Source organism: Psychroflexus tropicus DSM 15496 (genome assembly GCF_000378765.1).
GTDB lineage: Bacteria > Bacteroidota > Bacteroidia > Flavobacteriales > Flavobacteriaceae > Psychroflexus > Psychroflexus tropicus.
In genome coordinates, this window is the sequence record NZ_KB905343.1 from 855171 (window position 1) to 868345 (window position 13175).

Annotated in this window: 11 protein-coding genes; 5 read left to right on the forward strand and 6 right to left on the reverse strand. The window is 35.1% G+C overall.

The window, feature by feature from the left end; translation table 11 throughout:
• Nucleotides 1-296 precede the first annotated feature (296 nt).
• Entirely contained in the window at nt 297-1445 is a 1149-nt protein-coding gene (locus F598_RS0108870; protein ID WP_019038693.1) for a M14 family zinc carboxypeptidase, read from the forward strand.
• An 87-nt stretch (nt 1446-1532) separates the two neighbouring features.
• Entirely contained in the window at nt 1533-2015 is a 483-nt protein-coding gene (locus F598_RS0108875) for an Lrp/AsnC family transcriptional regulator (protein WP_019038694.1), read from the forward strand.
• A 53-nt stretch (nt 2016-2068) separates the two neighbouring features.
• Here the strand turns inward: F598_RS0108875 and F598_RS0108880 are convergent, their stop codons facing one another.
• Together F598_RS0108880 and F598_RS0108885 are read right to left on the reverse strand one after the other, a co-directional pair.
• Complete coding sequence (locus F598_RS0108880; RefSeq protein ID WP_019038695.1) at nt 2069-2779, reverse strand: YebC/PmpR family DNA-binding transcriptional regulator; 711 nt, start codon at nt 2777-2779, stop codon at nt 2069-2071.
• Between the two features lie 9 nt (nt 2780-2788).
• Nucleotides 2789-3172, reverse strand: a complete 384-nt coding sequence (locus F598_RS0108885) for a hypothetical protein (RefSeq protein ID WP_019038696.1) — start codon at nt 3170-3172, stop codon at nt 2789-2791.
• A 222-nt stretch (nt 3173-3394) separates the two neighbouring features.
• Here F598_RS0108885 and F598_RS0108890 point away from each other — a divergent pair, with 222 nt between their 5' ends.
• Together F598_RS0108890 and F598_RS0108895 are read left to right on the forward strand one after the other, a co-directional pair.
• Nucleotides 3395-4894 carry a DEAD/DEAH box helicase gene (locus F598_RS0108890; protein WP_019038697.1) on the forward strand — a complete coding sequence of 500 codons (1500 nt, stop codon included), beginning with the start codon at nt 3395-3397 and terminating at the stop codon, nt 4892-4894.
• A gap of 55 nt (nt 4895-4949) precedes the next feature.
• The gene (locus tag F598_RS0108895; RefSeq protein WP_019038698.1) at nt 4950-6560 is read left to right on the forward strand and encodes a BCCT family transporter; all 1611 of its coding nucleotides are present in this window, start codon (nt 4950-4952) and stop codon (nt 6558-6560) included.
• 3 nt (nt 6561-6563) lie between these two features.
• On the opposite strand, the gene F598_RS0108900 is transcribed toward F598_RS0108895, so the two are convergent.
• The 3 genes from F598_RS0108900 to F598_RS0108910 form a co-directional block, all read right to left on the reverse strand.
• Nucleotides 6564-7184: a YqaA family protein gene (locus tag F598_RS0108900; protein WP_019038699.1), complete on the reverse strand. Its 621-nt coding sequence runs from the start codon at nt 7182-7184 to the stop codon at nt 6564-6566.
• Between the two features lie 155 nt (nt 7185-7339).
• Nucleotides 7340-8545 carry an MFS transporter gene (locus F598_RS0108905; protein WP_019038700.1) on the reverse strand — a complete coding sequence of 402 codons (1206 nt, stop codon included), beginning with the start codon at nt 8543-8545 and terminating at the stop codon, nt 7340-7342.
• Nucleotides 8542-9843: a mechanosensitive ion channel family protein gene (locus tag F598_RS0108910; RefSeq protein WP_019038701.1), complete on the reverse strand. Its 1302-nt coding sequence runs from the start codon at nt 9841-9843 to the stop codon at nt 8542-8544. The genes F598_RS0108905 and F598_RS0108910 overlap by 4 nt, the downstream gene beginning before the upstream one ends.
• A gap of 68 nt (nt 9844-9911) precedes the next feature.
• Here F598_RS0108910 and F598_RS0108915 point away from each other — a divergent pair, with 68 nt between their 5' ends.
• Nucleotides 9912-10772, forward strand: coding sequence for a hypothetical protein (locus tag F598_RS0108915; RefSeq protein WP_019038702.1), 861 nt, complete (start codon nt 9912-9914; stop codon nt 10770-10772).
• Here the strand turns inward: F598_RS0108915 and F598_RS0108920 are convergent.
• Nucleotides 10769-13081 (reverse strand): transglycosylase domain-containing protein, encoded by a 2313-nt coding sequence (locus F598_RS0108920; protein WP_019038703.1) that lies wholly within the window; start codon nt 13079-13081, stop codon nt 10769-10771. The genes F598_RS0108915 and F598_RS0108920 overlap by 4 nt on opposite strands.
• Between the last annotated feature and the right edge of the window lie 94 nt (nt 13082-13175).

A 13175-nucleotide genomic window follows, 5' to 3' on the forward strand; every position in this document is an offset into this window, starting at 1 on the left:
TGTAAACTATTAGATTAATCAGATTAAATAAATATTTACAAATGTAACTAATTAAAGTGAAATATCCTATATAAGGTGTAAATCATAGGCAATTTTAATAAAGTATTACTTGAGTTGCATAAATATAATATGCTAAAAAACAATATTTTAAATATAAAAAATCAGATTTTAGGAAAAATTCCATAGCTTTTGTTTAGCGGTCAAGCCTTAGACAAGTCAATTGTATACAAAAGTAAAATATGAGAGAATTTATTTTGTTTACAAATGTATATTTATCTTTTTATACATTTGTATACATGAAATTAAACCACGAAGATTATTCTGAGCTTTTGAGCAGATATTCTGAATTTAGAATCTCAAAGCTTCAGGGCCGATATTTACAAGAGCAACACGTATTAGACGTTTTTAAGTCATTGTCTCATAATTTTAAAATCATCAATGAAGGACATTCCGAAGAGGGCCGAATCATTTCTTCTTTTAAGATTGGATCGGGATCTCGTAAAATTTTGATTTGGTCGCAGATGCATGGCAATGAAAGTACAACTACTAAATCTGTCGTTGATTTCATAAATTACTTGAGTCAAGGCCTAAAATACTCGCAATTTCTATTGGAGCGTTGTAGCTTCATTATAGTTCCTGTTTTAAATCCAGATGGTGCCCATTACTACACAAGAGTTAATGCTAATGGTGTTGATTTAAACAGAGATGCTCTGCAACAAACTCAGGCAGAGAGTAAAGTTCTACAGGCTATTTATAAGAAGTTTCAACCTGATATTTGCTTCAACATGCATGATCAACGCACCATTTTTAGCGCTGGTGATGCAAAAAAACCTGCAACGGTTTCATTTTTGTCTCCTTCATATAATGAATCAAGAGACATAAATGAAGTAAGGAGGATATCCATGAGCTTGATATCCTCGGCAAACTCAGTATTACAGATGTTCATACCAAATCAGGTGGGTCGATATGACGATGGTTTTAACATCAATTGCATAGGAGATTATCTTCAGGCAAAGGGAACACCTACTGTGCTTTTTGAAGCAGGGCATTTTGCTAAAGATTATAAACGTGAGGAAACCAGAAAATACATTTTTATAGCACTGCTTCAAATGATAATGGATATTGCACAAGATGCCTCTATTCGTCCTGCAGAAGCATATTTTGATATACCAGAAAATAAAAAGCTTTTTTACGATGTTATTTTACGTAATGCTATTCTCAATGAGAAACCCACGGATATAGCTTTACAATATAAAGAAGTTTTAAAAGGGGAACGTATAGATTTTGTTCCCGTTATAGAAAAAACAGAACACCTTCCCACTTACTATGGTCACAAGGAAATTGATCTAGAACATCAGCCTGTAAAAACAGAAGATCTTAAAAAATTAACAGTAGGCGATGTTTTGTCATCATTTAAAGTCAACGATAACGTTTTCGTTATATAATTAATAAAGAATTTGTAGATTTGTTCTTTTTTAATTATAAATATTGATTATTTTTGAATTTTATTTAAAATCAGAAGTTCATAACCTATGAAAGTAAAACTTAAACTCGACGAAACAGACCACCAAATTCTCAATATGCTTATCGACAATACGAGAACTCCTTTTACCGATATCGCAAAGAAGTTGGATATTTCTGCTGGTACAGTTCACGTAAGGGTAAAGAAGATGGAAGAGAGCGGAATCATAATTGGCTCTTCTCTTACTCTTAATTACAAGAAACTTGGCTACACCTTTATTGCTTATGTTGGAATATTTTTGGAGAAAACATCTCAAACTCAATTTGTCCTTAATCGTATTGAAGAAATACCTAACATTACAGTGGCTCATGTTACCACGGGTAAATTCAATCTATTTTGTAAAATAAGAGCCAGAAATACTGAGCATGCTAAAAACATCATTTTCTTAATCGATGATATCGATGGCGTGAGCAGAACGGAAACCATGATTTCCATGGAGGAAAGCTTAAATGACAAAACCAGATTGATGAAATCTATCTTTGAAAATATGTAAAAGATCTAAAAAGGATTATTCAAAAGGGCTAGTAGATTTTACTGGCCCTTTTTTTATTCATTCATGGTGTGAAATACGTTCTGAACATCATCATCTTCTTCAATTTTTTCCAAAAGTTTATTTACATCTTCTTTTTGCTCTTCCGTTAGTGTCTTAGTAACCTGTGGTATTCTATCAAATCCTGAAGATTCTATAGAAATGTTGCGTTCTTCCAGAAATTTTTGAATATCTCCAAAACTCTGAAATGGGGCATAAATCATAATCCCATCTTCATCTTCAAAGACTTCCTCGGCACCAAAATCAATCACCTCTAATTCTAATTCTTCTACATCTATGCCTTCAGAAGCAATCCTGAAATTACAAGTATGATCAAACATAAATTCTACCGAGCCAGAAGTTCCCAAATTACCATCACACTTATTAAAATAGGACCTAATGTTCGCGACAGTTCTATTGGTATTATCTGTAGCGGTTTCTACTAAAATAGCAATACCATGCGGTGCATAACCTTCGTATAAAACTGTCTTATAGTCACCTAAACTTTTGTCTGAGGCCCTTTTTATAGCTCTTTCGACATTGTCCTTAGGCATATTGGCAGCCTTGGCATTCTGGATAACAGCCCTTAATTTAGCGTTGGTTTCCGGATCAGGACCACCTTCTTTAACAGCCATTACGATATCTTTACCCAATCGGGTAAAAGTTTTGGCCATTGCAGACCATCGCTTCATTTTTCTGGCCTTTCTGAATTCAAATGCTCTTCCCATACTTAATGTCTAATCAGCAAATGCTTCCATTTTACGGTTATACTCTCTGATTTCAGCCTTGTTCGCTGGATTTTCAGACTTTTTGATCAAGTTGATCAAATACAAGAGGCTTTCTGAACCTGTAATGATTTCAGAGTTTTCAGTTTCCAGTTCTTCTCCAGTTTCTTCGTCAACAAGTGGTTCATCCTGTGGGATTGGAATAGCGAAAACTTCATTTTCTTCAATGTGTTCGTATACCAATCTCAAAGTTTTGGCAACTACTGGAAGTTTTTCTTCCACAGCAAATGGTCTTAATTCTTTAACCATCTCTACAACTTCGTCTGTTATAATTTGATTAGATTCAAGTGATTTTACAATTGAATCTATAAGTTTTATGGCTTTTTTATTTTCCAAGGATCTAAGGTTTTGATGTTATGCAAAAATAATTTTTAGTTTATATATAAAGGTCGATGTTGGTACTATTTTTCGAAATATAATTAAAACCGCTTATTATTAGACGCTTATGAAGCTTAGATTTTGACTTATAATTTCTTAAATAATTTCAATAAACCCTTTTATCTGTGTATTTTTGCGAATCTTAATTTTTCTAATTCATCTCTCAACTCAAGGAAGTTTATGCTTGAAAATACTACAGAAAAAAGCCTTTATGATTATCAAGAAAAAGATTTGCAAAAGATCTTTGATAAAATTGAAAACTCTCCAGATAACTTTAATTTACTTTATCAGCTTCCTACTGGAGGGGGAAAAACAGTTGTTTTTTCTGAAATTGTAAGACGATATATAGAGAAAACAGGAAAAAAAGTCATCGTACTAACCCATAGAATTGAGTTATGTAAGCAAACTTCAGATATGCTGGAGGGCTTTGGTGTTCAAAACAAAATCATCAATTCGAAAGTCAAAGAGCTGTCAGATGATAATGACTATATGTGTTTTGTGGCCATGGTTGAAACTCTCAATAATCGATTGAATGAAGAGAAGTTAAACATGAAAAATATTGGCCTCGCCATCATCGATGAGGCTCATTACAATTCTTTTACCAAACTATTTGGTTACCTTAGAAATGCTTTTATACTTGGTGTGACAGCTACTCCTTTAAGCTCAAACATCAAATTACCGATGCATAGGAACTATGAAGAATTGATCGTTGGTAATTCCATTTCATCTCTTATCGAAAAAGGCTTCTTAGCAGAAGCTAAAATGTACAGCTACGATGTCGGGTTGGGAACACTCCAGGTAGGAATCACGGGAGATTATACCGTTAAATCCTCAGAGGATTTATATACCAATCTGGATATGCAGGAAAAACTAATCCAGGCCTACGAAGAAAAATGTAAGGGTAAGAAAACCTTAATCTTTAATAATGGTATCAATACCTCCTGGTATGTTTATCAAACCTTCAAAGATGCAGGTTACGATATTAAACATTTAGACAATACGCACAACAAAAAAGAAAGAAAAGCTATTCTAAAATGGTTTAAAGAAAAACCTGATGCCATTTTAACCTCTGTAAGTATTCTTACTACCGGCTTTGATGAGCCTACTGTTGAAAATATTATTCTCAACAGAGCAACAAAATCGCTCACTCTTTACTTTCAAATGATTGGTCGTGGATCTCGTAAGCTTCCCAACAAGGATACCTTCAATGTAATAGACCTTGGTAATAACATTGCTAGATTTGGCCCCTGGGATGCACCGGTAGACTGGCAGCTAATTTTTGAGAATCCAGATTACTTCCTTGATAACATGGTGTCTGACGAAGAAATTGAGCTCAATTTCAAATATGAAATGCCCGATGAAGTTAGAGAAATGTTTAAAAACTCAGAAGATATTGAATTTGATATTCGAAGGCGATATAACGAGACCGTAAATAATGGAGAAAAATCTAAGCTCGTTCTTGAAGAATCTATTGCTCAACATGCCCGTATGTGTGCAGAAAATTCTGAAGATGTTTTTGATGCACGTATTCTTGCCCGAGAGCTTAAAGACGATATTAAAGATAGAATTAAGCGGTATTCGAATTGTATTATCAACAATACAAAGAATTACAGAGACTGGCTTTATGAAGATTATGTAAGGAAACTTAGAGTCAAAATCAATGAACACTTTATGGAGTAATCCATTATCGACAAGGGCTATTAGTAGCCCTTGTTTTATTTTAAATCAGAGATAAATGCCTCAAAAAATAAAGCGAAGTGATGAAAAGGAATCCATTTTTGGGTTGAAATTGAACGGTAATGTGTTTTTCACCTCTGCTTTATTTATTTTAATTTCTATAGTTCTCACGTTGATCTTTAAGGATTCTGCTTCAGAATTTTTTAATACCACCCAGGAAAGTGTTTCCAGACATGGAGGATGGTTTTATATTCTTGGAGTCAATTTTTTCTTATTATTTGTCTTGTATCTGGCCTTGAGTAAATACGGTAACCTTAAAATCGGAGGACCTGATGCAGAACCTGAATTTAAAAAGATCTCTTGGTTTTCCATGCTGTTTAGCGCGGGGATGGGAATTGGTCTTTTATATTTTAGCATATCGGAACCACTCACACATTTTTCTAATCCTCCTTTCGGCGAAGGCGGAAACGCTGAAGCCGCCAGGGAGGCTATGAAATACACCTATTTACACTGGGGAGTTCATATTTGGGGTATTTACGCTCTGGTAGGTTTATCGCTTGCCTATTTCACTTATACCCGGGGTCTTCCATTGACCTTAAGATCTGTATTTTATCCCTTCTTAGGCAAACGCATTTACGGAATTTGGGGAGACTTAATCGATATATTTGCCGTTATAGCCACATTATTTGGCCTGGCTACATCACTAGGTTACGGTGTTACTCAAATTTCTGCAGGTCTCAATTATATCTTTGATCTTCCGGATAGCATCACCTCTCAAGTTCTCATCATTGCATTCATTACTCTCGTGGCAACGGTTTCTGTAGTATCAGGAATTCATAAAGGGGTCAAGTTTTTAAGTGAGTGGAATATTCGGGTAGCCGCCATACTTCTTCTTTTGATCCTAATTTTAGGGCCAACGATGTTTATCTTTAAGTCTTATGTTCAAAATGTAGGGGCTTACATCGGTAGTTTTTTTGAAATCTCAACCTGGACTGAAAGTTATTCTCAGGACAATTGGCAGATGCCATGGACGATCACCTATTGGGGATGGTGGATAGCTTGGTCTCCATTTGTAGGAATGTTCATTGCTAGAATCTCTAAAGGCAGACAAGTTAGAGAATTCATTTTAAGCGTTCTCTTTCTACCCACTATCGTGATTTTTTTCTGGATGACCGCTTTCGGAGGTACTGCAATCAATGATGCTTTATTGGGTGAAACCTCAGTGATGGAAGCTGTAAATACAAATGCAGATATTTCTTTGTTCGTCTTTTTTGAAAATTATCCATTCACAATAGTATTGAATCTTGTGGCTATTGCTTTGGTGGCCAGCTTCTTTGTGACTTCTTCAGATTCAGGGTCCTTAGTCATAGACAGTTTGACAAGTGGAGGCAAAATTGATGCTCCAAAAGGACAACGGGTATTTTGGGCTGTTACGGAAGGTACTATCGCTGCAGTTTTATTAATTGGTGGTGGGCTTGAAGCTTTACAGACAGCTTCTATTGTTTCGGCATTGCCATTTACGGTCATTCTATTTATTATGTGTTATTCCTTATACCTAGGACTCAAAGAAGATCATAAAAAGCAACAGCTTCAATCTGATGAAGACAAATACGAACAAACACTCAAAAGAATTATAGAAAAGCGTAAACAAAAAGATACAGAGAAGTAAGTATTATAATGCCCCAAATATCAGGGCTCCATAAATAGCAAATCTCGCTAACCTCAAAATACCATAGAGCAAATAGCTACCAAATGGAAATTTAATGATTCCTGCAGACATGCTCGCTATAGCAAAAGGTAAGGGTAGGAGAGCACCTGCAATGATAAGAATGCCTCCCCATTTTCTCATGTTCTTTATGTGCTTTGCCATCTTTACTTCCAAGAAAACAAATACAGAAGGTATACTCGCAATTCCTCGACCAACAAAGTAAGAGATTACTCCACCTAAATAGGATAGCACTGCTAGTATAGATAGAAACCCCCAAGGTGAAACTGATTTATCACACCAGGCGATAAATATTTCTGGAGGAATAAGACCTAAAATTGATTCTGAAGCAAAAAAGATAGCAAAAACCCCAACGGGTGGAAAATTTTCAGTGACATAGATCAACATCGTGTTGACATCGATAACAAAAAAGTGAATGCCTAAAAGAATGGCAATGAAAATTAAAATAGGGGGAGCTGCTTTGATAAGGCTCCTTCCTAAAAAACTATAAAACCCAGTATAAGTATAATACTGATGTAACAGTCTCAGATGAGACTTTCGATTAGGATTTTTCTTTTTCTTACTCATAATAGACCACAAAAATAAGGCGAAACATGCATTACACCATGTTTTTAAGAGATCAAATCAATTAAGAATTTGTTAAATAGATATCGTGGATAGATTCAGTTGAATTTTCAAGTAAATATTGATTGCTAGTGCAAAAATTCCGATGCTTGTTAGCTTTATATGTTTATGGTTGGAATATTTTTAATTCGCTGAGCGTTTAAAGCACACACTCCAACAAAAACAAATAGGCTTATCATAATGGTTTCAATGCTATAATTCGCATCTATCATAAGACCTATAAGCCATGGACCTAGTGCTGTGCTTATGACCATGAACATTGTAAATAAACTTCGAATAGCGCCCAGTTTTTCGATTCCGTAAACTTCTGCCAAAATGGAAGACTTTACTGTACCAGACATTCCAACGGTAACACCCATGAGTAATAAAAAAATTAAAGCTCCAACTATGCTGTTGATAAAAGCAAAGGCCAAAAGCCCTAAACTTATAGGAATCAGGTATATTCTAAACATTTTTTTTGCAGTGAACTTATCGACCCACAACCCGCCAGCCAGAGAAAATATTAGTCTGGTTATAGCATAACCAGTAAAGAAAGCTGCATAGAGTTGCGGAGACCATCCTTTTTGGGCTACAAAAACATATTGATAAAATATCACAGCTGTAACGCTAAAGCTAATACAAAAGCTAGTAGGCATTAGAATTAAGAACCGCTTGTCATTAATGATACTTCCGAAATCTTTTAATAGGCTTATCGATGATTGCCTCCCTCGATTCAATTGTTTGTTGAAATGATCTAAATCTGTTAAAAAAAGACGTATCAAATAGAGGAGAAGAAACAGTCCGGATAAGATCATTCCCCATCTCCAGTCGAGCCAATCAATGATGAAAGTAAGCAACAGGGGAAGAACGATTTCACCAGAAGAATAACCTAAAGAAGAAAAACTTAAAGCTTTCCCTCTGTTTTTATCATAGAATTTAGACAAGATGGTCATGCTGATATGACTCAACATACCCTGGCCGGTTAATCTAAGCCCTACCAAACTTATAAAAACAAGAGCGATATGATGAGACACTCCCATAAGTATAGAAGAAAAGGCGAGGCAGATTATCGTAAAGGCAGTGACTTTTTTAACAGAAATATGATCGACAGTATGACCAACAGTCAACATTATAAAGGATGCAAGAACAGTACATACTGCATAGATGGCTCCAAATGTCCCTTCAGTAATTGCAAATTCTGAAGATATTTCAGTGACGTATAAGGAAATCAAATACGTCTGTCCAAAACTGGATAAAAACGTAAGGGTCCAACCAAAACTTAATTTTTTAAAATTGCCTTTTATGAAGTTTAAAAAGTCCTTCATTCTGAATCTGAAGATTCAGAGGTTTTTTCAATCAAATGGCCTGATAAGGATTTTACGTCTTGACCTGATGGATATTCAAAGCATTCTAAATCAAAATAAGGTACAGCAGCCAGGAGATGATCAAAAATTCCTGCCAAAATTCTCTCGTAATTAGACCAGACTTTGTCTTTCGAAAATGCATAAATTTCTAAGGGAATGCCTTGAGGTGTTGCAGGTAATTGTCTGGTCATCATCAGCATTTCTTTATTAACATCAGGATGTTGTTCCAGGTAATGATCGATATAAACTCTAAACGCCCCTAAATTGGTTTGATTGCGTCCATTGATCTGCATAGATTTATCAATATTATGTCTTTCATTATGGTCCTGAATTTCCTGTTGCTTATCTTTAATATAACTTGAAATTAGCTTGATTTTCTCAAACTGTTTAATATCAGTTTCAGTTAAAAATTTTATGCTGTTAGCTTTGATAAGAATAGATCGTTTCATACGTCTTCCTCCAGAAACACTCATTCCTCTCCAATTGATGAATGAATCTGAAATCAAATAATAGGTGGGGATGGTCGTAATGGTTTTATCGAAGTTCCTCACTTTCACAGAGGCTAAATTAATTTCAATCACATCTCCATCGGCTCCATATTTCTGCATTGTAATCCAGTCGCCAAGTCTTACTGTATCGTTTACAGTAACTTGTATACTAGCCACAAATCCAAGTATAGTATCCTTAAAAATTAATAGTAAAACCGCCGAAAAAGCTCCCAAAGCAGTCAAAAACTTGAGCAGAGGCTTACCTGTGATTGCAGAAAATAAAAAGATGACACCAACAAGCCAAATTACAATCATAAACACCTGTATATAGCTTTCAAGTGGTTTGTCTTTGAAGGAATCGTAGGTACGCAAGAAGTCTTTTATCGTTAATAAAATACTTCTAATGATCATGATGCCGATGAAAATCATGGCTATTTGAAAGATCTTTTCCAAATAAATTTCAAAATCAGGAAAGTCAATCAAGATAGCTGGAATAGTTTCATAAATGATAAAAAGGACAATCAAATCTGTCAGATATACAAACACTTTATTTTTAACAAGTAAATCGTCAAAACTTGTTCTTGTTCTTTTTGCGAGTTGATGTATTATGGTTAATGCTATATATCTCAAAAGTTTATACAAAACAAAACCGATGATAACGGCAATGATTAAGTTACCAATCGCATTAATAAATTTTGCGGTTTGCTCTGAAGCATAATTATTAGATACCAAATAATGGTAAATCGTTTTTGCAAAAGAATTGACGTCCATGTTGGAAATTTTTACAAATCTAAGTATTATCTTACAGCTTAAGCCTAAGACTAAAATGTTAAAATAACATGAAAGATAAATTCATAGTAGCTGCAATTGTAGTTGGAATTTTGACTTTTGCTGGTGTAATTTATTGGATGACCAAGACCGATGTTGAATATTCTAATCGTCTTAAAATTTCACAGAGTTGGGATTTACCTTTTGAGCTTAGAGAGGTTTCTGGTATCAGTCATGTCGATGATCATCGCTTAGCCTGTGTGCAAGATGAAAAGGGAGTCATTTTCATCTATGATTTGAATAAAGATAGCCTTACTCAACAAGTTAAGTTTGGGCCTCGTGGCGATTATGAAGCGATAAGAGTAAAAGATTCCACAGCCTACATTCTACAAAGCGATGGCCAAATCTATGAAGTTATTGACTTTCAATCTGAGAACAGGAAAGTCAATCGTTTCCAAACAGAATTTTCTTCGTTTAATGATATGGAGAGCTTTGATTTTATCAAACACACAAATGAGGTAATAACCATTCCAAAAGAAAATAACCTACTAGAAAACAGGGATGAATTTATTATCTATAAATTGTCCTCAAACGATTTTTCATTACAAGATGAACGTTTTATTTCATTGAACTATAATGACCCTGTGTTCAAAATCGACACCAATAATTGGCTCAGGAATCAGGGCTTTCTAGCTTCAGAGCTTACTGTACATCCTCATACACAAGAGATCTACATTCTGGATTCAAGAATCCCAAAATTGATGATTTTAAGCCCTGATGGAACTCCAAAACAGCTATTTCTATTAAATCCGGAGCAATTTCAACAGCCTGAAGGTTTGTCCTTTGATTCAAAAGGAAGACTCTACATTTCTAATGAAGAAAAAAGTTTTATAAAACAAAACCTTCATCTGGTAGAACTACGATCAAATTAATTCTCTTTATTCCCAAATAAGCGTTTAAAAAAGCCTTTTTTTTCTTCATCATCCTCTTTATCATCATCGAATTCTTTTTCTCTTTTATCTTTTGAAAATAATCGCTTAAAGAATCCATCTCGTTTTTGATTTTCACAAGTTAGCAATTCTTTCTGCTGAGGCGTAAGTTTGGAAAACTTTGCCTTAGTGATATGCTCAAATTCGTTTAAGTTGGCCATTTTTTGATACATTCTCGCAAATATGGGAAGTGCAGTATTAGCCCCTTGGCCAATCCTGGTCGATTTAAACCCTATGCGCTGGTCGTTGTTACCTACCCATGAAATGTTAACTAAATTTGGCGTTACTGCGGCAAACCAACCGTCTCTATTATTTTGAGTGGTACCAGTTTTTCCTGCGATATCACCTTCAAATCCATAAACTGATCTAAGTCGTTTTGCAGTACCTTCATTCACCACATTTTCAAGCATGGCTAAAAGCAGTCGATTGTGGTCAACACTTAAGTCTGAAGTTTTATTATGTTTTTTATCGTTTTCAAAAATCACTTCTCCGGAGCTATTAGTTATTTTCTGAATCACATGAAGCTCGGGAACCAAGCCAGCATTGACGATACTGGAATAGACTTTGGCTAGCTCTTTCATACTTAATTCTGCTGCACCAAGGGCAAGTGATGGCTCATCTTTTAGGGCCGAACTTATGCCCATACTCTTCGCTAAGTCGATGGTATTAGAAATACCAGACTCTTCCAACACTTTCACACTTACTGTATTGATAGAGTTGGTAAGGGCGTATTTTAAGGAGTAATTGAGGTAAGGATCGTCTTCATCTCCTTTAGAAGCATTCTTAGGATTCCAGTTGTCAGCATTGGTATAAGTAATCTCCTTTGCCGAGATGTAGTCGCAAGGTTCCATGCCGTTTTGCAATCCGCTTGCGTAAACGATGGGTTTAAAGGTAGAACCTACTTGCCGTTTGGCATTTTTAATAATATCATACTGAGATAATCGGTAATCAGCTCCACCAACATAAGCCAAAATTTCACCAGATCCTGGGTTAATACTTAAACTTGCGGCATTAAGTTGTTTTAAAGAATAGCTTAAGCTATCCAGTATCGATAGTTGTAAAACAGTACTTTTTCCCTGCTTAATCACTTCTACAGGCTTTATTACAGTTAGGCTGTCTTCGATTTGACTTGGAGATAATTTTGCAGAGGTCCATCGTTTATAATCACGAGTGTTTTTAGCCATTTCCATTAGCAATTCTTCATTCTCCCAAGGCTTGTTATTATTATACTCATCTTCAAAGAGTGGCTGTAAATATTTAATTTGATCTACAATTGCTTCTTCCAACAGCAATTGTTGTTTCAAGTCTATTGTTGTATGAATTTTCAATCCATCCTCTTCGATGATGTATGCTGATCCATCAGGTTTTTTTAAGTCCTTTAGGATATTGCCTGCTTTTGTTTTTAGCAGGTCGACCAGGTATTGCCTTTGATACGTATTCGATTCAGAAATATCCAACTGAATAGACTCAGACATAGCTTTATCAGCTTCATTTTTAGAAATATAACCGTATTTCTGCATTTGTGATAATACCACATCTCTTCTTAATTGACTCCGTTCTGGAAACAACCTGGGGTTATAAGAATGATTTGCTTTTAATGTACCTACTAAGGTGGCAGCCTCCTGAAGGTTTAAATCTGATGCAGACTTATTAAAAAATAGCTGAGAAGCGCTTTCAATGCCATAAGTATTTCCGCTAAATGGAACTGTGTTCAAGTACAATTCCAAGATTTCCTGTTTGGAGTAAAACGACTCAAAACGTTTAGCAACAATACTTTCTTTAAGTTTATTGACGGGAATGCTCATCAATCCGTAGGATGTTCTGCCATAGATATTTTTAGCTAACTGCTGGGTAATCGTACTACCGCCACCAGAAGACTTATCACCGGAAAGTATAGTCTTGAAAAAAACCCTTAACAAACTGTAGTTATCCACACCGTCGTGCTCATAAAATCGCGCGTCTTCAGTAGCGACTAGGGCATCTTTTAAATGCTCTGGGAAATCATCATAAGTAATGGATTGACGGTTGAGTTGGTATATTTTATCGATTGTTCGACCTTGAAAATCCAATAGTTCAGAAGCTTCAGACTGCTGTATGTCAGCTAAATCGTCTTCAGTTGGAACTTTCCCCCACAATCCAATATATATACTCCCAAAAAATAGAAAGAAGAGCAGAAGAAAAGATAAAAGTCCAAACGATAAGACTTTGATTATTTTATTCCTTTTTTTCTTTTTTTGTTTTGATTTGGGCATATTCAAAAATTTGGTTCAAAAGTAATTTTAAAATTACTAGGGGGGACGTTAAAAGTATTTAAAATATGAAATGACTGAATTTATAGACTGTAAC

Bases quoted from the DNA above. Each gene is read 5' to 3' on its own strand.
- F598_RS0108905 (WP_019038700.1), bottom strand. From the start codon at position 8,545: ATGAAGGACTTTTTAAACTTCATAAAAGGCAATTTTAAAAAATTAAGT.
- F598_RS0108890 (WP_019038697.1), top strand. From the start codon at position 3,395: ATGCTTGAAAATACTACAGAAAAAAGCCTTTATGATTATCAAGAAAAA.
- F598_RS0108875 (WP_019038694.1), top strand. From the start codon at position 1,533: ATGAAAGTAAAACTTAAACTCGACGAAACAGACCACCAAATTCTCAAT.
- F598_RS0108900 (WP_019038699.1), bottom strand. From the start codon at position 7,184: ATGAGTAAGAAAAAGAAAAATCCTAATCGAAAGTCTCATCTGAGACTG.
- F598_RS0108880 (WP_019038695.1), bottom strand. From the start codon at position 2,779: ATGGGAAGAGCATTTGAATTCAGAAAGGCCAGAAAAATGAAGCGATGG.
- F598_RS0108920 (WP_019038703.1), bottom strand. From the start codon at position 13,081: ATGCCCAAATCAAAACAAAAAAAGAAAAAAAGGAATAAAATAATCAAA.
- F598_RS0108870 (WP_019038693.1), top strand. From the start codon at position 297: ATGAAATTAAACCACGAAGATTATTCTGAGCTTTTGAGCAGATATTCT.
- F598_RS0108895 (WP_019038698.1), top strand. From the start codon at position 4,950: ATGCCTCAAAAAATAAAGCGAAGTGATGAAAAGGAATCCATTTTTGGG.
- F598_RS0108915 (WP_019038702.1), top strand. From the start codon at position 9,912: ATGAAAGATAAATTCATAGTAGCTGCAATTGTAGTTGGAATTTTGACT.
- F598_RS0108910 (WP_019038701.1), bottom strand. From the start codon at position 9,843: ATGGACGTCAATTCTTTTGCAAAAACGATTTACCATTATTTGGTATCT.